We start from the raw sequence: 19,474 nt of genomic DNA on the forward strand, positions 1-19,474 counted from the left end.
CGCGGCGCGGGAAGGGGATGTGCAGGCCGGGGCTCAGGCCTCGTCCGCCGCTGCCTCGGCCTCCGCCTGCGGCTTACGGCGGAAGCCCGTCGCCAGCACGTAGAGCTCGGAGGAATCGGCGCGGCTGGCCGCCGGCTTGACGTTGCGGACCGTCGCGAAGTCGCGCTTGAGCTGGTTGAGCAGCGTCACCGTCTCGCCGCCCTGAAACAGCTTGGCGAGGAAGAAGCCGCCCGGCGCCAGGATCTCGTTGGCGAATTCCACCGCGGCCTCGGCGAGGCCGATGATCTTGAGATGGTCGGTCTTCTTGTGGCCGGTGGTGTTGGCCGCCATGTCGGACATCACGCCGTCGGCCTTGCCGCCGAGCGCCTCGGTCAGCAGGGCAGGGGCCTCGTCGGCCATGAAGTCGAGCTGGATAAGCTCGACGTCCGGGATCGGGTCCACCGGCAGCAGGTCGATGCCGACGATCCGGCCCTTGCCCTTGTCGAGGCCGATGCGCTGCGCCGCCACCTGGCACCAGCCGCCCGGCGCGCAGCCGAGGTCGACCAGCTTCTGGCCCGGTTTCAGGAAGTGATAGCGGTCGTCCATCTCGACGAGCTTGAACGCCGCGCGCGAGCGATAGCCCATCTCGCGGGCCCGCTTCACATAAGGGTCGTTCAGCTGCCGCTCGAGCCAGAGCTGCGAGGAATGGCTGCGCTTGGCCGGCTTCTTGACCTTGACGCGCAGATCGCGGGCGCCGCCGCTGGGCTTGGACGGTTTCATTGCCGGCGCCGCCAGGCGCGGTCCTCGTGCATCATGCGTAACAGGATCCCCTCGCGCAGGCCGCGATCGGCGATGCGCACCATCGGGCTCGGGAAGGCACGGCGGATCGCCTCGAAGATCGCGCAGCCCGCCAGCACCAGATCGGCCCTGTCGCGGCCGATGCAGGTGTTCGCCTGCCGTTGCGCATAGTCCATCGCCACCAGTTCGTCGATGACCCGCATGATGTCGGCCTCGCGCATCCACAAGCCGTCGACCTGCCGCCGGTCGTAGCGCGGCAGCTTGAGATGCACGCCGGCGACGGTGGTGACCGTGCCGGAGGTGCCGAGCAGGTGGAAGCCGCGGGCGCGATGCGCCGCCGCCGCCTTCTGGGCGAAGGGTCGCAGGATCTCGGAGCAGTCCGCGACCATGCGCTCGAAGGTCTCGCGGCCGACATCGATGCCGCCATAGCGCTCGGCGACCGAGACGACGCCGATCGGCAGCGAGGCCCATTCGCGGATGCGCGAGGCCGGGTCGCGGCCGCGCTCGCGCCCGCCGAGCCAGACGATCTCGGTCGAGCCGCCGCCGATGTCGAAGACGATCACCGCATTGGCGTCCGGCGCGGCGAGCGAGGCGCAGCCGGTCACCGCCAGCGAGGCCTCGGTACGCTGGTCGACGATCTCGAGATCGAGATCGGCCTCGCGGCCGACGCGGCGGACGAAGTCGACGCCGTTGGCGGCGGCGCGGCAGGCCTCGGTGGTGATCAGCCGCGCCCGCGTGACGCCGCGATGCTCCATCTTGTTGCGGCAGATCTTCAGGGCTTCGACCGCCCGCTCCATCGCCGTCTCGCAGAGCCGGCCGCTGGCGCTCAACCCCTCGCCGAGGCGCACGATGCGCGAGAAGGCGTCGACCACGCGGAAGCCGTGCTGCGCCGGCCGCGCGATCAGCAGGCGGCAGTTGTTGGTGCCGAGATCGAGCGCCGCATAGGTCGGCTGCTGGCGCAGCGGGCTGCGCACGGCGGGAGAGGGGGAGGATCGCACGGGCACGGACGGCGGAGCGCTGCGCTCCTCCGACGGGGCGGCCCCCGCAAGCAGCGGGCGACCGGATTCCTGGCGGTCCTCGACCGTCACGGCGCCATGTCCTCGACCGGCCTCGCCATCGCGGGCTGCCGGAGTCCGGCACGAAGGCCGGAACGTTTCAATTCAAAGGCAGCGTAGCAACAGCTTGCCGCGACTGCCAAGCGGAACCTGCCCCGCGGGCAGGGCGTAAGATGCCCGGATGCCGCGTCGCGGCCTGCGCTGTTGCCTGCGGGGGCGCGAGCCGGCAAAGCTCGGCCCTGCGGCCGCGCAGGCGCCGCTGGACGGCCCGGGAGGAGAGCACCATGGCAAAACGGCGGATGATCCTGGCGATCGACCAGGGAACCACCTCCTCGCGGGCGATCCTGTTCGACGACGTGCTCGCCCCCGTCGCCAGCGCCCAGCAGGAATTCGCGCAGTTCTATCCGGCCTCGGGCTGGGTCGAGCACGAGCCGGAGGAGCTGTGGACGAGCACGCTGGCGGTCTGCCGGCAGGCGCTGGCGCGGGCCGGCATCCTGCCCGGCGAGGTCGCGGCCATCGGAATCACCAATCAGCGCGAGACTACGCTGGTCTGGGACCGGGCGACGGGGGAGGCGATCCATCGCGCCATCGTCTGGCAGGACCGGCGCACCGCCGCCCGCTGCGCCGCGCTGGAGGCGCAAGGGCACGGCGCCCTGGTGGCCCAGCGTACCGGCCTGCGCATCGACCCCTATTTCTCCGCCACCAAGATCGCCTGGATCCTGGACAGCGTGCCCGGCGCGCGCGAGCGGGCGCGGCGCGGCGAGCTCGCCTTCGGCACGGTCGACAGCTTCCTGCTCTGGCGTCTCACCGGCGGCGCGGTCCACGCCACCGACGCGACCAACGCCTCGCGCACCATGCTCTACGACATCCATCGCGGCTGCTGGGACGAGGAACTGCTCGCGCTCTTCGACATCCCCGCGAGCCTCTTGCCGGAGGTGCGCGACTGCGCGGCGCATTACGGCGACACCGAGCCGGCGCTGTTCGGCGGCGCGATCGCGATCCGCGGCATCGCCGGAGACCAGCAGGCGGCGACGGTCGGCCAGGCCTGCTTTACCCCCGGCATGCTGAAATCGACCTACGGCACCGGCTGCTTCGCCCTGCTGAACACGGGCACGCAGGCCGTGACCTCGCGCAACCGGCTGCTGACCACCATCGCCTACCAGCTCGGCGGCGTACGCCATTACGCGCTGGAAGGCTCGATCTTCATCGCCGGCGCCGCGGTGCAATGGCTGCGCGACGGGCTCGGCATCATCGAGAAGGCCTCCGACAGCGGCCCGCTGGCGGCGCAGGCGGATCCCGCGCAGGCGGTCTATCTCGTGCCGGCCTTCACTGGCCTCGGCGCGCCGCATTGGGACGCGGAGGCGAGGGGGGCGATGTTCGGACTGACCCGCAATAGCGGCCCGCGCGAATTCGCCCGCGCCGCGCTCGATTCGGTCTGCTTCCAGACGCTCGACCTGCTGGAGGCGATGCGCGCCGACTGGCCCGACGCGGAGGGCGCGAGCACCGTGCTGCGCGTCGACGGGGGCATGGTCGCCTCCGACTGGACCATGCAGCGCCTCGCCGACATCCTCGCCGCGCCGGTCGATCGCCCGGAGGTGCTCGAGACCACCGCGCTTGGCGCGGCCTATCTCGCCGGGCACGACGCCGGCCTGCTCCCGGACCCGGAGCGTTTCGCCGACCGCTGGCGCCTGGAGCGCCGCTTCACGCCCGGCCTGGGCCCCGAGCTGCGCAGGACACTGGTCGAGGGCTGGCGCGACGCCGTCCGCCGCACGCTGACCGGCGCCTGAACGCCGCGCGCCGGGAGGGACCGGGGCGGGGCGCAGCCAACACCGCGCCGCGCTCCACGGCGCCCTGCTGCCGGGTCCTGAGCGTTTCGCCGACCGCTGGCGCGTGGAGCGCCGCTTCACACCCGGCATGGGCCCCGAGCTGCGCAGGACGCTGGTCGACGGCTGGCGCGACGCCGTCCGCCGCACGCTGACCGACGCGCGCCGCGAGGGACAGAGGGCAAGGGCAGGGGAAGTCGACCGCACAGGGCTCGACGCCGCCCTGCCACCACCTGCGCTCGCGGGGGGCTTCTGCAGCCTATCCACGCTTTCGCGCGAGACGGCCCAGCGGCCGCCAGCCGATGACGAGCTGAAAACAACTGCGCCCAAGGCCGCCCGGGCGCGACTGCCAGACACGAAAGCCCACGCCGATCCGGCGATGCCGGCGGGCTCTGTCCACAAGCGCGAAACCGCCCGCGCAAAGAAATCGTCACAGAAGGCTTGCAACCGGCCGCGAGGTTGTCTAGATCGCACCCATCCGACGCGGCGCCCGGCGCCCTCGTTGGGGGATCGTCTAACGGTAGGACCCCAGACTCTGACTCTGGTTGTCTAGGTTCGAATCCTAGTCCCCCAGCCACTTTTCCCGAAGTAGCTGATTTCAAAGCGGTTCTTCTGCCCTCTCTGGGCCGGCAAAGCGATTTGCCCGTCCGGTTGCTACAAAGGGCACCGTTTTGGCGCGTCTCCTCCGCAACGTCGTCCAGCGCAACCGCATCTTCCATTTCCGCCGCGGCATTCCGCTCGACCTGCGCCCTCGCTTCGGGCGCCGCGAGATCACCTGCTCGCTGCGAACTTCCGATTTGCACCTCGCCGGGATCAGGGCGCGAGAGCTATATCTGGCAGCAGAATCGCTCTTCGAGGAAAGCCGCCGCGATCCCATGCTCTCGGACGACCAACTCGCGGCCATCGTGCAGGACTTCTACGGCTACGTCCTCGATCAGGAGAACAAGCTTCGACTCAAGCTTGGGCGTATTCCGGAGGAGGTTCGAGCCCGGCGTGCAGAGCATTTCCGCGACGTTGCCCAGCGAGCGCGGACCGATCTCGGCGCCAACGAGTTCGGGACGGTCGCCTTCATCACCGAGGCCATGGTGCGCAAGCACAAGCTCGCCGGCCAGCTCGATGAGACGGGGCGGAACCAACTATCGCAGATGTTGATGCGTGGCGGCATCGAGCTCGCCGAGGCCGTCCGCGCCCGCTACGAAGGCGACTTCACCTTCGAGCCGCGCGACAAGCTCCTGGCCCGCAAAGTCGAGACCTTGTTCTCGCAGCCTGCCGCCGCCCAGCCTCAAGCACCTCCGCAACAGTCCCCAACCGCGCCTCCCGAGCCGCCGAAAGATGCGGCGCAGGTGAAAGGCGGGGCGCTGTTCGCCGAGACAGCGGAGCGCTTCGTCGCCAAGCAGAAGCAACTGCGGCGCTGGGAAAAGCAGACGGCCGCGCAGAACGAGAAGAGCTACGAGCTCTTCGAGGCCATCTGCGGCAATAAGCCATTGCGCTCCTACACCCGCAGAGACGCCGCGACCTTCAAGGACGTGCTCGAGCGGCTACCGGCTGACTACGGCAAGGCCTCGCGGTACGCGGGCAAGACGCCTGACGAGATCCTGGCCTTGGACACCGAGAGCGGCAGCAAGGGCGAGCGTCTCTCGATCAAGACCGTCAAGCGCCACCTGTCTGCATTGTCGGCGCTTTGGGACGAGTCGATTCCGCTCGGCAATGCCGCCGACAAGATTTTCTCCGGCTTCAAGTTCCCGCTGCAGCAGCGCGCGCAGGACCAGCGGCCGATGTGGACGCGCGCCGATCTCGCGCGGCTGTTCAAGACGCCGGTTTGGGCAGGCTGCAAGTCGGAAGGCCGGCGCAGCACGCCTGGCAGCCTTGTCATCCGCGATGAGAAGTTCTGGCTGCCGCTGATCGCCGTGTTCTCCGGCGCGCGCCAGGAGGAAATCTGCCAGCTCCACGTCGAGGACATCCGACAGGAGGAAGGCATCTGGCTCTTCGACATCAACGCCCGACCACCGCGCAAGCTGAAGAACCGCTCGGCAGTTCGCCAGGTGCCCATCCATGAGGAACTGATCCGCATTGGCTTCCTGGGATATGTCGACGAGCAGCGCAAAGCGGGAAACGCCCGGATCTTCCCCAATTTGCATCCTGGCGGGGCGGACGATCGTCTCGGTCACGGCTTCACTAAATGGTTCACGCGGTACCGACGCGACGTCGAACTCTACGAGGTGGGGAAAGACTTCCATTCCTTCCGGCACAGCGCCACGACGTTCCTGCACCAGGGCGGTGTTTCCGATTCCATCGTCGATCGCCTCACCGGCCACACCACGCCCGGCGAAACGGCGCGCTATACGAAGAGCACGGACATCGCCCAGCTCAAGGCCGCGATTGAATCTATTGATGCGGGCGTGGACCTTTCTGCGCTGAGGCAGCATTAGTGGGGCCGCAGGGATTGCCTCTGTTACGATTAGGTTTTCGAAGTGCTTTTGGCCGCGCGAGCTAAAGCGCCGGGAAGAGCACAGCTAGAAATGGGGGGAGCTTTGCCGGTTCAAGTTAGCGACAACGAGCCTGTGCTCAGACTGCACTATGATAGCCAGGCTCCGCTTCCTGCCGCCGACGTGGGCGCCATTCTAATGGAGGTGAGCAAGGGGTTCGAGCGCTATTCGCGGATGAACTTGCGTCAAAGAGGCCTGCACTTGGCCGTCCAGCGTGTCGAGTTGGGCAGCCTTATCGCCGACCTCATTGCGCTTGGCACCAGCACGACAATGGCAGCGATGCAGCATCGCGAGGCGCTCTACGGGTTTATCGGTTTTGTAAGTAACGCTCTTTCCATTGCGCAAGGGCTCGCTTCAGGAAGAAACAAGGCAGCCGATGATCGGATGATCGAGACGCTACAGAAGCCGATCGCTCAAGGCGAATCTCAGCAACTAAACATATTTGTCGTGGGGAACGGCAACGTAGTTACCTTCGATAAGGAGTCTGTAAAACTCGTTCGAGAAGCAAAGGAAGCTGTTCACGCTGAGGCCGCATCTATTGCATACGAAACGGATTCGATGGTTCGAACTATTTCCAACAACATTAAGGCCCCTAAGCTACTTAGCCTTGATGGAAAATTTGGAACAGCCATCTCCGTCAAAAGGAATTGGTATGTTCGCTTGGAGGGAGAGGGAGGAGTACTCAACCCGCTCCATTGCGATCCGAACGTATCAGTGGAAGATGATCGGGCCTATCTGTTCGATGGTATCTGGGAGGGGCGTAGCTATCGTATACGGGCTGCTCGCCCCGTCCCTTGATGCGGGTTGCGATTGGTCAAATCAAACGCTCTGGGGCTGACGCGCGGTCACCGCGTTGGATTCTGTGCAGCGCCTTGGGCGCCACGCTATCTACCTTTACAGCCCCCATACCTCTATCAGCACTCCCTCTGTCTGCCTCGGGCAGTGCACCGCACTGCCCGACCGCACTCTCCGACAAGACAGCCGCACAGACGCCGCCACTTCTTTTCGAGAGAAGCCCGGCAAAATGCTCTGGGCGATCCCCTTAACCTGTGAACGACATCGTTCTCACGCTTTGGTGCATCGCCAGCCCCCTATGGGCTCCGGTCCGTGACGCTAGCCAGGCGAGATCAGGGAACCACCGGATATTCGCCGAAGGGCATCGGTAAAAAAGCGACATGGGCGACCAAGTCGCAGGAGGGAGCTCCGGGTCGCCCCGACTCCCAGACGATTGGGCTGTCTACGGATGGTGCGGCCCGATCCGTCCGCGCCAGATCAGAAGACGCGTGTAAAGGCCGACCGCCTGACCCCGGCCTACCCGTAGCAGGGTTACGCGACCATCCAGCGGCTTGCCGACGGCATGGCTCCGAGGTTCGGAACCGGGATCGGTCAGTCGAGGCTTCGCCGCCGCCAGGCGAAGCCTTGCCTTCGGCAAGGGCAGCCCACCTCGAGCAATCACCAAGGTTGGGGGGCAAGAGGAATATCCAATCCTCTCACCGCAGCAGGCAGGCCAATATGATATGCAAGCTGATGGAAGCGGCGACTCCCAACAGTCCGTCCCGCACCACGTCACCCCTGCCGCGGTTCATCAACGGAACGGATCAGATCGGTCAAAGCTCCCGAGGCAGCCACCACCCCCGCCATGCCCTTGGCCGCTGGCGCGGGTCCTCCGGCCATGACGACCGAAGCCGTTCGAGTTCAGACGCCCGGACTTCGTCATGAAGCGGGTCGCGACCTTTCGGCCAATGCGCCATGATCACAGCGCGCTTCTGGTCACGTTCATCGAGCTCCCGGAGGCGTTCATTATGTCCTGCGAGTTCCCATCCCGTCGTCAGCGCCCCCCAGGCCTGATCGCGAAAGGCCGAGAGGCACGCCAGGCGCTCGCGGCGCGCACGAGCCTGGGCGCTGGCGCCAATCGTCTCGGAGATCCGGTAGCGCTGCGCGAGCGACAGCGCCTGGCCCGGACGACGCAGAGCGCGCGGAACACCAAGCAGATCGACAAGCCACCGCCTCCTGCCTTCATGTACGATCTCGAGAGTCGGATCGAGGGCGCCGGCAAGACCGCGGACGAGGCGCCAATGCCGACGAACCTGGCCCTTCATATCGGGGTGTTCCGTCATGCGGATATGAACGGCACGGCGGTCGCGCCGCGTGCCAAAACGCCGTTCGATGAACCCGTCGACCCAGTCTCGCATGGCATCCGCCCACAGGGGCGGAATGTGGCAGATGATGGCCGTCGTGAAACCGTCGCGGTCGGTCTTGCGGTGCCGATAGATGGAATGCAGTCGCGCTTGGACACCGGCAAGACGCCGAAACTGTTGAGCCGCTTCATGGATGAGATCGGACGCCTCAATGGCCCCATGCGCTTCGTCGCAATCCAGCAAATCGTGGCGCAGGACGATCAGCACGTTGAAGTGGACGCCAAAGAGCTGCGGAAGGGCGCTAGCGGCGTCGAACACTGCCGCCGCCGTGGCCCGTGACCAATAGTCCAGGCCATTCTCATTCCCCTTCATCGCCCTTGGCTTGCGAAGACGCGCCCGACGTTTCTGAGGTCGGTGTGCCGACGCCGGAGGAGAGACGTTCGGCGCATTGTTCAGGAGGCCCGCAAACTTGATCGCGTCGGCGACGAGCGAGGCCGGCGTCACGATCGCGGCTGGAGCCCAGAAATCGATGGCGGCCTGCCAGAGCTGGTTTTCGGACAGCCCAGCAGCAAATGCGCGCGCCCTCATGCCCTTGACGATGGCGGCCCGCTCCTCCGCCTTCATTCCGCGGAAGATCGCGCTCATGAGCGAAGCTTGAGCACATCGCGACGATAGAGGTCGACGATCCCGGCGTGGATGAGCTCTCGCTTCTGGGTGGGTGTGTCCTGCCAGGCTTCCAGCACGGCTATCGCTTCGCCGGCCCCGTTGTCGAGCTCGGCCTGCAGGAAAGCCGTGAGCCGATCGCAGAAGTCCAGACCGAAGCGACGGCGAACGCCATCGGCCGTCACCGCACCGTTCTCGGTGGCGTCTTCAAGGAGCTTCACAAGCTCTCTCACATGGCCGCCGGCAAGCTCGGCAATCAGATCGAGCGCTTCGGGTTCGGCCTGCATCCGCTCTTTGGTAGAGATGTCGGCGAGATGTCTGACTGCCGTCGCCCGATTGATCAGGTCGAGATGGTGGTCTGAGCAGCGATCTCGGATTGTCAGCGGAATCTTGGCGATCTCAGTCGTCAGGAAGATAAAGACGTTCCGGCGCGGCCGTTCCAGAACTGTCAGAAGGCTCTCAAAACCTTTTCTGGGCAATCCGTGCGCTTCGTCAAACAGGAAAACACGGTGATCCGCTCCCATTGGGTTTGATCGCGACAAATCGACAAGGCCGACAACCGCTGCGACGTCTAATGTCGGGGAGTTCAGCGTAACGCAGTTCAGCGGATTGCCGGCGGCGAAATCCTTGCAGGAGCTGCACCGCCAACACGGTGAGCCCGATGCCGGCCGATTCTCGCAGAGCAGCGCGGCCGCGTAGAGCCGGGCGAGCGTCGTCTTCCCGGTTCCCTTCGGCCCATGCATCACGATGCTGCCGGCGACCGACTTGCTGAGCTGAGCGAGGCACCAATTCACGGTCTTGGCCTGGCCGATAACGGCTTCGAATGTCGTCGGCCTGAATTTCTCGGACAGTGTCATTCTCGACTTCCCTTGCAAGAGGGGCATTGATTGATATGTATGGCTACAATCAATGAGGGCAAGTTCGATGCAGAAATTGCAGCAGCGGGCCGAGCGCATGGCGCGCTCCGATGCCAATCGGGCTGAGGTTTATGAATTTCTGCGCGAGCGTGGCCGGTCGCAGCTGATCGCGGCGGCTGAGGAAGGCCGTGTCCCGGCTTCCTCCGTCAGCAGCGCTTTGGTCGATATGTTCGGCAAGTCGGTCATGACCGCGCCGATGATGCGCCAATTCTGCGGGCTCGCTTGCGCAGCGATCCTCTCCGAAGAGGGCTTCGAGGTCGATCAGACCGGCGTCCGTGTCGCGAAGGACCCGCTGTTCTCGTTCGGGGCGACCTATCGTAGTCGTTCAGCAACGGCGACCGAGACGTCCTCCCTCATCACTCGGATCATCGACACGCTGAGCGAAGTCGAGCTTCGCGAGGCCGAAGCGCTGATCCGCGCTCGTCTCCAAACGTTCCAGTGAATGCTGGCAAGTCCCCCACCGCATATAGGAGGTCAATCTTGAGACTTAAATACAGAAGCGAGTTCGACGCGCAGGAGCATGTGAAGCCGGAGTTCTGGCTCGCCAATGGCGAGCCTTCCACCGAGATGACCGGCAGCGGCGATTTGGCCGTCTTCAAGATGCCTGGCAGCCTGCTTCGTAACGTGCTGAGCGAGGCTCGGCTCTGCGGAGACGTCGACCTGGAGTCGGATCAGCGCGCGATCTTCGCCATCTCCCAGGATAGCTTCTCGGTCTCGATGCGTCGGCGCTCGGTGTTCGCGCGTGCCCGCGTGCCATTGGTCGACGCAGCAGCTATCATTCCCACGAGCGAGATCGCTTTTGAGTATCCGCTGGCTCTCGTCGATCGCTTGGCGGAGAACACGATCGCCGTCGCACAGCGCATCGAGACACATTCCAGGTGCTGGGGTGTCCGCGTGCTTCCCGGCCATGCCAGCATCAATCTTACGTTGAGCGAGCCTGATCCCGGCGACATCAAGCCGTGGCGCATTGCCGACCGCCGCCTTGTCTCCAAGATCGATCCCAAAGTCCTTCGCGAAGCATTGACCTTTGCCGCCTTGGGGGCAGACAAGGGCGGCGCCGGACAATTCTCCAGCGTTGAGATCAAGGACGGTGTGGCGCGGGGTTGCTCGCTCAATGCGATCGCTTGTGCGTCCGGCGAAGCTCTGGTCGGGGTCGACCTCTCGATGGCGGCGAATGATATTCCGCATGCCTGCCGGATCCTCAAGCGCATGAATCCGCACGATACGCAGCTCTGGGAGGCCGGCGAGTTTCGGTTCATCACGAGCAGCAATCTCGAACTCGCAATAATGATTCCGAAGGTTAGCCAGCCTACGATTCCGGCCTCCCTTACATCCCCGTTCGACGATGCGATCGAGCTGAAGCACGATGCGTTGCTGTTCGGCTTGGGGATCGCCGGGCCTCTCGGAGGCAAGGGGTTCAAGGTCGAGCTCGATTTCGAGCGCCGAGACGAGCGCATTCTGTGGAAGGCACAGAACGCACGCGGCCGATTCAGTCACGGTGCGCCCATCCTCTTGGCAGACGAGGCCGACGGGTTGACCGCGCAGGAGGGAGAGCGCGCCGGTGCTCGGCAGGAGTGCGTTCAGCCTCTAGCTGGGCGCGTCGACCATCAGACCATCGAGAGGGTCCTGGCCGCCATGAAGTTCCCGGAGAAGGTGAAGCTCAAGACCACCCGGAACATGCTGATGCTGGAAGTCACCTATGAGGGGCTGCAGTTGCGCGCTGCGCTCTCAACCCTCGGGCGTGATGACCACGATGTTTCGAACGATGAGTGAGACGAACCGATAGGGAAGCTGTTTCGAACTGAATATGAGACTTATGCCGCACCCCAGAATCAGTAAAAATTCATCTATCTATTTGAAAATAAACGGAATTGTTGGAGCTTGACTCCAAGAATCAGCCTTTCTCTACGCCTGCCGGAAGACCGTCCGGCAGGCGAGCCGCTTTACCCCAAGAGGAACGTCTTTCCGGCGTCAGCGTCAATTTCCAAACGGCGTCCTTGAACCTCCGCCACACCACAACAGGCAGGAGGCCTCATGGCGCCCGACGTTCTCGAACCGCTCCCGTTCGTCCCGCTGCTGCCGGAGGAACTCCTCCGCAAGCACCACATTTTCGAACCGCAGGACCACCGCTTCCGCTCCGCCGCGCGTCTCATGCAAAGCATGTGGCGCCAGGACCGCGAATTGCCGATCGGCAGCTATATGGTCGACGGCAAGCGCAAGAAGCTCGGCTCGCGCATCAGCCCCGCCGCCGCCAAGTCCGGCGGGAACTTCATGGCCCCCGCCATCGCCGCGCTGGTGCGTCGCGAGTTGGCCTATCGCGAGCCCGCCGCGATGATCGACGAGGGCCGGCTCTACGCCAACCTGCTGAGCTCGATGCCTCTGGCCTTCAATGTCTTCGGCCTGCTCAAGCTCGACCTCGCCTTTGCCTCCCGCGTCCTCGGCGAACTTTTCCAGGACCTGGCCGGGGCACAGGTCCGAGCCGTGCTGTTCGAGCATTCGCCCGGCCGCGGAAATCCGGTCCTGACCGGCGATCATTCCGCCTTCGACGTGCTCCTCCGCTACGAGACGCCAACCGGACGCAGGGGCTTCGTTGCGATCGAGGTGAAGTACAGCGAGTCCTGCCAGGAGCCTGTCCCGGTGATCCGGCCGCGCTATGACGACCTGGCCGAGGTCTCCGGCCTGTTCGTCGAGCCCCGGAAGCAGGCGCTGCGGACGAACCCGTACCAGCAGCTCTTCCGCGAGCATTTGCTCGCGCAGACGATGCTGATGCGTGGTGACGCCGACGAAGCCCGGTTCGTCGTCATCTCGCCGCAGCTCAACACCCTGGTCGCGGCTGCCATCGCCGGCTACCAGGCCGAGCTCAAGCCGGCCGGCGAGGATCAGGTCGGCTTCGCCGGCATCACCCTGGAAGACACCATCGTCGCCCTTGCCATGGCCGGCGAGGAGCAGTACGCGGCCAGGCTGTATCGCCGGTATTGCGACTTCCAGCTCGTCGACGGCGAACTCAACCTGTTCTGGGCCGGCGATGGCCCGATCGGGACGGCCAGCGACCCCGCCGCCGTCACGGCGGCCGGCCCGCTGAAGCTCCTGCCGGGAGGACGCGCATGAGCGCGACCTTCATCATCCCCCAGGCCGAGCGTGAGCGCCTGCTCGCCAACGGCCGGCTTAGCGCCGCAGGCGAAGACCTTGATCCGCTCCCGGTCGTGAAACTGTTCACGCCGGACGCCAACGCGGTCTGGCTGATCTCCGAGCTCGATGCCGACGATCCGGGCATTGCCTTCGGGCTTTGCGATCTCGGCCTTGGCTCGCCGGAATTGGGCTTCGTCGCGCTGGCCGAGCTCGCGAGCGTTCGCGGAAGTCTCGGCCTGCCGATCGAACGGGACGAGCACTTCCGCCCGGACAAACCGCTCTCCGCCTATGCCGCGGAAGCCCGCGCCCAGGGAAGGATCATTGCGTGAGCGATAACGCAGGCAACGAGCCCCCTTGGCTTGACCGGGTTCGTCACGGGGATTTCTCGGCCATGCCGGAAGCTTTCACCTGGGAAGATTCCGCCGCCTTTGCCCATCTCCTGCACTACGATGTGTCGGTGGCGCTTGGTCTCGGCGAACTCGCCTTATGGGCGAACGAGCGCGCCGACGAAGCTGCCATGACGGGCTCGTGGCGGGCCACCGCCATCGAGCTCTGGCTGTGCACGTTTTACGAGCATCGCCGCTATCGGCACTTCGGCTTCGAGCCGGCCGGTGCCGACCATGAGCTGATCGCTCACCTTTGGCAGCAACTCCGCAGCCAACTCCAGACCATCGGCGACGACGAGCGCACCACCATCCTCGCGCAGATCGCCGCCAGCGCTACCAAGATGCGATAGGGACCATCATGCTCGGCAACATCGTCGACCACCGCACGGACCGCCTCAATCCGCATGTCGATGCGGTGTTCGAGCCCTCCGTTCATGATGACCAGCGCCGCCGCGGCGAGCCCTTCTTCGATTGGGACGAGACGGCCAACAGCGGGGCCTACTTCGCCGTGGCCTGGCAGTACGGCACCACCGTTCGTGAGGCTGTCCTGCGGGCGGAACGGGAATGGCCGTTCCCGGGTACGGCCTATCTCTACGACCAAGGCTCGGCGCCGGCCGGGTGAAAGCTGCCTTGGAAGGGGCGACCGAATAACCAGTGCACAATGGTCCCCTTTAATGATCGATCAAATTGCGCTTTTCCAGCGTGTCTTCCAGCTTCGCACCCTTCCGGCCGGGTGATCGGCGTCTCGAAGACGCCCACGTTTTCTCTGCCTAGGCAAGCGCACGAGTACGGGATAAACACTAGCGGACCAAATAGGACAACCTCACGCTAACCTATCCAATTCTGCATAAGCGAAGATGCCCCAGCTCCTAGTGATCTTTCACCAGCGAAATGCCACGTTGAGGTGATACAGATCTTCAGAGGAGAGATAGCTTGGTCCTATTCGGGGCATTGCGGCGATACACCAGCACGCTAGCAGCGCTTGATACGCTCATGCATCGGCGCATCACGCTACTCAATCCAGCGACGTGGGCTGATCGGAACGATCGTGAGGTGATGGCGCATTTCGCTGGGGGCACTCCAGGCGGTCGGGTGTTTGCCTATTGCTTGGCGGAGGGCGGTGAAACCGCACATCATTGGCAAGTTTTTGCCGACCGCGGTATGGGCGCATGCCTAGTCTTTGATAAAAGGAGACTGGTCGAGGCCGTTTCAGCCGATCCGCACATCCGACATCGAGAGGTCGCGTATGTAAACTGGCGCAAACTTCCCGATGTTATTTCAGTCCAAACGTCTCTGCCATTTATCAAGCGTCAGGTCTATCGGGCCGAACGAGAATATAGGTTGATCGCTGCGCCACCCTTGGAACATGCCGCCGCTACCTACGAACTACCAATTCCTCTCTCCTGCATCACGAGCGTCTATGTGAGTGGCGAAGTTCCGAAGGCTCATTTCGAAACATTCAAGAATCTGGTCAGAACTCTTCGAGACTGCGGCAAACTGCCGGTGCGGCACTCAGGCCTGCTTCAGAACCGCCGCTGGTCCGATTCTCTTAGGACAAGTAGTGTTCGGCACGACACCCAAGTCGACCAGATTCCTATTTGGAAAGGATAGCTATATGATTTCAGGCAACGGTTTTGAGAACGTTGATAATCTGCTGAGTGAGACATACGAGAAATATCGATCTATTGACGGAGAAGTTTCCTATCGAGATTTCAATGGAGCTGCCGACAGGGGCGTGCTAGACAGAGCGCTCTTAAAACTGGACGTCTCCATTGAGAGAAGGCGCCCCGGAAAAAGCTGCTTACAACTTTGGAGCCATTTTGTTCGACTGCGAGATGGATTTTCATGCGTGCGTTGCGGCAGCGAACATCGCGTCTCGGCACACCATATATGCCGCAAAAGCTTCATGCCAGAGGCAGCATTTCAAGTAGGAAATGGGATAACTCTTTGCTACGGCTGCCATCGAATAGTTCATCGCGGCTATAATGGTCGACCCGACCTGAACATGCCGATGGACGGTCAGGGTGGCGAAAAAATCGATATCATGGAGGACCTATATGGCCGCTTGTTCGTAGATGGCGAACGGCGAAACTTGCTTGATAGCAATTATTATTACCTTAGCGATAGCGTTCTAGCCAAATTTAAGATGTTCCAGGGCTTTGACTGGTCAACGCCGTTTCCAGGTAGTCGGATTGAGCAAGCGTACCTAATCTGGAGACAATCTCCTAAAGGTATAACCGATGCCATTTTAGCCGCGAACGGTTTCCCCAACCTGTCATTGCGGCCGCCCCTTCGAGGGGGGGCGCTGATTATATCAGGCGACGGGTCGCGAGCGTATACTTTAGACTTTGAGAGTGAATAATCGAATTCAAGACCATGCCAAATCAAGTATTTCTTTGAGTCGACACGCTTCAGATTCATTGAATAATAACTTAACCTAAATCTGCTCGACGGCAGAAAATTGAGGTAAATAGCGGTACACGTTCCAGAAATTTCTACGATCTTCTTTAGGAATCCAATCCAAATCTGATGTCGTGGCTAAATTCGGGATCCTAAGCTCCATTTCTCGAATCTCGAAAGGTGTAACCAGTGGAATTGTAATACGAAATGCCGTGCTTTCGTCTCGAAAAATGGCAAGGCAGGGAAGTGAGATGCCTCGAATGCATCCATATCCGCGTTATTAATAATAATCCAGCCGACCGTAACCATAGGCAGCGTGCCGTCTTTATATCTAAAGAAGCAGACTTGGCGAACATTCCTCTTCAGCGCTAAATTTGGTTCCCCTGCATCGGCATCGAGTACGGCTTTCTCAAGTATCGCGCCGAGCGTTGATCGCCCGAACTCGGCGCATTTCGGCCCATCGAACGAGCTTGCTTTTGTGTCCTCGGCGAGGAAATCAGGAAACTCATCTTTCAGCCTCCCTAGCTCCTTGTCACGTTCCTTTGCCGAGGTCGGAAAAGCTGCGGTGAACGTAACGCCCACGAAAGATCCGCTATGCGCGTGACGGCCAACCGTCGCCAGGTCATTGGCCACAGAGCGCGATAGTGTCCCATCATAATCAAGCCAAACTAACGAACGCTTCCGAAAATTAAGTGTCGGAAGAACCGCACTTGAATGCCCGAAATGCAGCGTCAGCCCGGCATAAGGATTGTTGCGCTCAAAGCGAGTCCGCTCCTCAGGGTCATCCGTGGCCTCGATGCTAATGAGATCTTTGATGCCCAGCGACTTGTGGACCATTCGAAAATCAATGAAAGCAACCGAGCCAAATCCCACATATTGGTAAGTTTCTATCGGCGCAAACCGCATCCGTTTAAACAGATCAATCAGCATAATGCGCTCCGCATGCTTGGCGGGGCGCAGGCGATAATCTATCTTCTTAAACGTCCCCGCCATCTCAATCTTCCTCTATGAGATTAGCGTAAGCATATTCGAAGGCTTTCGCACCGAGGTCAGGATTGCTTTGAGCCGATAGTGCCTCTTTCAGCCGATCGGCTTCCGCTTTGGGTTTTTGGAAGCTGATACGTGCGAGGGGCGGCCCACGACGCGGTTGCGGCGTGTAAACGAAAACCGGACGGGCGACGAGCCTCTCGAGCGCCACAGGCGCCGCCTTTGCAAGCGCATGAGTAAGTATTTTATCTGTCTCCTCAAGGTCCTTTTCGGCATCTAGGTTATTCAAGAAATCAATAACGGGCCGTGTTATTTCAATTAGCCTGCCTCGTAGCCTTCGATAGGCATCAGACTCAAGGTCAAGCCCCGTTTTCGTTGTGTTCCAGGGTAATATTCTGGAGTCATCGGAATCCAGAAAAGCGTATCCTCGGAAGCGCGCGAATTGGCCGTGATACTTTGGAACACCAACGCCGTCGTCCGAGAGCTCACTCCAGCCCGTTGTCGCCTCCTGATCCGCTTCGAGAATGCATCTCCCGTTGCAGAACACGTACCAACCGGCGTGTGCGCGGCTGGATTCGCCAACGCCAGCGTATAGGCGTGTACTAAGGGGAGAGTCGCCACCGAGATCATCCTCGAACTGACGGAATGCTGGAGCTATTCCAGCCCCCTCCTTGAGCTGCCATTCAGTAGGTATGATCGCCTGGCCGTTGAGCGAGATCTGCAGCCCCAGTCGCATTGGGTGCTGTTGTACGACACGAATGTCGTGACGCAGTTTGGTTACGAAACCTGCTTGGGAAAAGGTTGTCGCAACTGCTGGGTCAAGGTTGCTCACCTGGATCCGGGTACCCGTCTGCTCAACGGCATAAGGGCGGTCGACCAACTCTGTGATATCAAAATCCCAGTTTGTGTCGTCGTTGGCCCAGGTCGGAACGTCGACCTCGATACGAAAGCTGTGCTCAGGCTCCGTCGAGCTTACGCTGAAGAGATCGCCCATTTTGAATAGCGCCCGCTTCATGCCGACGCCGAATTGGCCAACGGAGTGCGAAGTTCGCTTGAACCCTTTGGCGCGGCCAAATTTGAATGCGTACTTCCTAGCGATATCGAGGGGGATTCCGCCGCAATTGTCTTCGATCACAAAGCCCTGCGCGTTGAGCTCAATAGAAACCCGCAGCCCATTATAGTTTGCGTCGGAGCCTGGACGAAGGCGTTTAGCGCCGTCGATACAATTGTCGACGAGGTCCTGAATCGCCTCGTCTAACTGTATGTCTTTTGTAATGATTTCAACGAAGAATGCTTTCGTGGGCGACGCATCGACCTTTGTGAGATCGCCTTCATCGGTCGGAACGAGTTGTGCCATATCCCCCCCTGCAGTTCTTGGTTGCGTATATCCACATGATCCGCCCCCGCCGACTGGTCCAAAGCGATTGTTAGTGGAGAGTTGGCCTCGCGGCCAGCGCGGCCAGCGCGGGCGGCGTAGCGGGTCCGGGTTGCGCAGCCGCCCGTGCGGTCATGGCTGGGATGAAGACCTCCGGGGTTGGAGGCTTGTATCCGAGCGAGCCATGCGGGCGCACGGTGTTGAAGTGCCGCCGCCAGCTTTCGACGATGATCTTCGCCTCCGCGAGGGTGTAGAAGATTTCGCCGTCGAGAAGCTCGTCGCGGAGCCTAGCATTGAACGACTCGATGAAGCCGTTCTCCCAGGGACTCCCGGGCGCGATGTAGGCGGTCTTGGCGCCAACCGCGCCGATCCAGGCCTGCACGGCCTTGGCGACGAACTCCGGCCCGTTATCCGAGCGAATATGCTCCGGAACGCCGCGCAGGATGAACAGGTCCGAGAGCACGTCGATGACATCGATCGCCTTCAGCCTTCGGTCGATGCGGATCGCCAGGCATTCATGCGTGAACTCGTCGATGATGTTGAGCATGCGATACTTTCTCCCGTCATGGGTGCGGTCCTCGACAAAGTCGTAGGACCAGCCATGGTTGGGCCGCTCGGCGCGAAGGCGGATGCAGGATCCGCCCGCGAGCCAGAGCCGACCTCGTTTGGGTTGTCGGGCTGGAACCTTCAGCCCCTCGCGTCGCCAGATCCGCTCGACCCGCTTGTCGTTGACGACCCAGCCTGCCGTCGAGCGCAGCAGCGCGGCGATCTTGCGATAGCCGTAGCGTCCGTATCGGCGGACCAGTTCGACGATGTCGGCGATGAGTTGCTCCTCATCGTCGCGTCCGCGCGGAATCCGACGCTGGGTCGAGCGGTGCTGCCCGAGTACACGGCAGATCCGTCGCTCCGAAACCTTCAGAGCGAGCCGGACATGCTCGATGCAGGCACGGCGACGCGCGGGGCTTACCAGTTTCCCGAAGCGGCCTCCTTCAGGATCAGCTTGTCGAGCGTCAGGTCCGCGACGGCGCGACGGAGCCGGGCGTTCTCGGCCTCAAGCTCCTTCATCCGCTTCACCTGATCTGACTTCAGGCCGCCGAACTCACGACGCCAGCGGTAGTAACTGACCTCCGTCACGCCGATCGAGCGGATCGCATCGGCAACGGATTGGCCCTGCGAGACCAGCACATCGACCTGGCGCAGCTTCGCGACGATCTCTTCCGGCTTGTGGCGCTTCTTCGGCATCTCAGTCCTCCTGTCTGCCAAAAGACATAGTTCAGGGTGGACCAATTCAACGGGGGTGGATCACACACAACGTCGTCTCAAAGCGAATAGTCATAT

General features: G+C 62.4%; 17 protein-coding genes, 1 tRNA gene and 1 pseudogene. 12 read left to right on the forward strand and 7 right to left on the reverse strand.

The annotated features are described in order from the left end of the window. Positions 1 to 33 precede the first annotated feature (33 nt). Positions 34 to 759: an RlmE family RNA methyltransferase gene (locus ABE438_RS16075; RefSeq protein ID WP_346503661.1), complete on the reverse strand. Its 726-nt coding sequence runs from the start codon at positions 757 to 759 to the stop codon at positions 34 to 36. Continuing rightward, positions 756 to 1,781: a Ppx/GppA phosphatase family protein gene (locus tag ABE438_RS16080; RefSeq protein ID WP_346503730.1), complete on the reverse strand. Its 1,026-nt coding sequence runs from the start codon at positions 1,779 to 1,781 to the stop codon at positions 756 to 758. The genes ABE438_RS16075 and ABE438_RS16080 overlap by 4 nt, the downstream gene beginning before the upstream one ends. A gap of 335 nt (positions 1,782 to 2,116) precedes the next feature. On the opposite strand from ABE438_RS16080, the gene glpK reads away from it, so the two are divergent. From glpK to ABE438_RS16100, 4 genes are all read left to right on the forward strand, one after another. Further along, positions 2,117 to 3,619 carry a glycerol kinase GlpK gene (glpK, locus tag ABE438_RS16085; RefSeq protein ID WP_346503662.1) on the forward strand — a complete coding sequence of 501 codons (1,503 nt, stop codon included), beginning with the start codon at positions 2,117 to 2,119 and terminating at the stop codon, positions 3,617 to 3,619. Between the two features lie 539 nt (positions 3,620 to 4,158). Beyond that, positions 4,159 to 4,232, forward strand: a tRNA-Gln gene (locus tag ABE438_RS16090). A 94-nt stretch (positions 4,233 to 4,326) separates the two neighbouring features. Continuing rightward, complete coding sequence (locus tag ABE438_RS16095; RefSeq protein WP_346503663.1) at positions 4,327 to 6,084, forward strand: DUF6538 domain-containing protein; 1,758 nt, start codon at positions 4,327 to 4,329, stop codon at positions 6,082 to 6,084. 132 nt (positions 6,085 to 6,216) lie between these two features. Beyond that, positions 6,217 to 6,939, forward strand: a complete 723-nt coding sequence (locus tag ABE438_RS16100; RefSeq protein WP_346503664.1) for a hypothetical protein — start codon at positions 6,217 to 6,219, stop codon at positions 6,937 to 6,939. Between the two features lie 809 nt (positions 6,940 to 7,748). Here the strand turns inward: ABE438_RS16100 and ABE438_RS16105 are convergent. Then, a complete protein-coding gene (locus ABE438_RS16105; RefSeq protein ID WP_346503665.1) occupies positions 7,749 to 8,924 on the reverse strand; it encodes a hypothetical protein in 1,176 nt (391 codons plus the stop codon). Further along, positions 8,921 to 9,799: an AAA family ATPase gene (locus ABE438_RS16110; protein ID WP_346503666.1), complete on the reverse strand. Its 879-nt coding sequence runs from the start codon at positions 9,797 to 9,799 to the stop codon at positions 8,921 to 8,923. Before ABE438_RS16110 ends, ABE438_RS16105 begins: the two co-directional genes overlap by 4 nt. Before the next feature lie 67 nt (positions 9,800 to 9,866). Between ABE438_RS16110 and ABE438_RS16115 the strand changes: the two genes are divergently transcribed. The 8 genes from ABE438_RS16115 (at position 9,867) to ABE438_RS16150 (ending at position 15,736) form a co-directional block, all read left to right on the forward strand. After that, positions 9,867 to 10,301, forward strand: coding sequence for a hypothetical protein (locus tag ABE438_RS16115; protein ID WP_346503667.1), 435 nt, complete (start codon positions 9,867 to 9,869; stop codon positions 10,299 to 10,301). Between the two features lie 38 nt (positions 10,302 to 10,339). Further along, on the forward strand, positions 10,340 to 11,632 hold the full coding sequence (locus tag ABE438_RS16120) for a hypothetical protein (RefSeq protein WP_346503668.1): 1,293 nt from the start codon (positions 10,340 to 10,342) through the stop codon (positions 11,630 to 11,632). Positions 11,633 to 11,893: 261 nt separating this feature from the next. Then, positions 11,894 to 12,967 (forward strand): PGN_0703 family putative restriction endonuclease, encoded by a 1,074-nt coding sequence (locus ABE438_RS16125; protein ID WP_346503669.1) that lies wholly within the window; start codon positions 11,894 to 11,896, stop codon positions 12,965 to 12,967. Next, entirely contained in the window at positions 12,964 to 13,317 is a 354-nt protein-coding gene (locus tag ABE438_RS16130; RefSeq protein ID WP_346503670.1) for a DUF2958 domain-containing protein, read from the forward strand. The genes ABE438_RS16125 and ABE438_RS16130 overlap by 4 nt, the downstream gene beginning before the upstream one ends. After that, positions 13,314 to 13,724: a hypothetical protein gene (locus tag ABE438_RS16135; protein ID WP_346503671.1), complete on the forward strand. Its 411-nt coding sequence runs from the start codon at positions 13,314 to 13,316 to the stop codon at positions 13,722 to 13,724. The genes ABE438_RS16130 and ABE438_RS16135 overlap by 4 nt, the downstream gene beginning before the upstream one ends. A gap of 8 nt (positions 13,725 to 13,732) precedes the next feature. Next, positions 13,733 to 13,996: a hypothetical protein gene (locus ABE438_RS16140; protein WP_346503672.1), complete on the forward strand. Its 264-nt coding sequence runs from the start codon at positions 13,733 to 13,735 to the stop codon at positions 13,994 to 13,996. A gap of 434 nt (positions 13,997 to 14,430) precedes the next feature. Beyond that, on the forward strand, positions 14,431 to 14,985 hold the full coding sequence (locus ABE438_RS16145) for a hypothetical protein (protein WP_346503673.1): 555 nt from the start codon (positions 14,431 to 14,433) through the stop codon (positions 14,983 to 14,985). Positions 14,986 to 14,989: 4 nt separating this feature from the next. After that, entirely contained in the window at positions 14,990 to 15,736 is a 747-nt protein-coding gene (locus ABE438_RS16150; protein WP_346503674.1) for an HNH endonuclease, read from the forward strand. A 75-nt stretch (positions 15,737 to 15,811) separates the two neighbouring features. Here ABE438_RS16150 and ABE438_RS16155 read toward each other — a convergent pair. From ABE438_RS16155 to ABE438_RS16165, 3 genes and pseudogenes are all read right to left on the reverse strand, one after another. After that, a pseudogene (locus ABE438_RS16155) lies at positions 15,812 to 16,767 on the reverse strand (O-methyltransferase). A gap of 1 nt (position 16,768) precedes the next feature. Then, positions 16,769 to 18,118, reverse strand: a complete 1,350-nt coding sequence (locus tag ABE438_RS16160; RefSeq protein ID WP_346503676.1) for an ATP-binding protein — start codon at positions 18,116 to 18,118, stop codon at positions 16,769 to 16,771. A gap of 70 nt (positions 18,119 to 18,188) precedes the next feature. Further along, a protein-coding gene (locus tag ABE438_RS16165) for an IS3 family transposase (RefSeq protein WP_346503677.1) occupies positions 18,189 to 19,378 on the reverse strand; the annotation gives its coding sequence in 2 pieces (ribosomal slippage) (positions 18,189 to 19,114 and positions 19,114 to 19,378; 1,191 coding nt in all). Between the last annotated feature and the right edge of the window lie 96 nt (positions 19,379 to 19,474).

The organism is Allobosea sp. TWI1241, assembly GCF_039673065.1.
Lineage (GTDB): Bacteria > Pseudomonadota > Alphaproteobacteria > Rhizobiales > Beijerinckiaceae > Allobosea.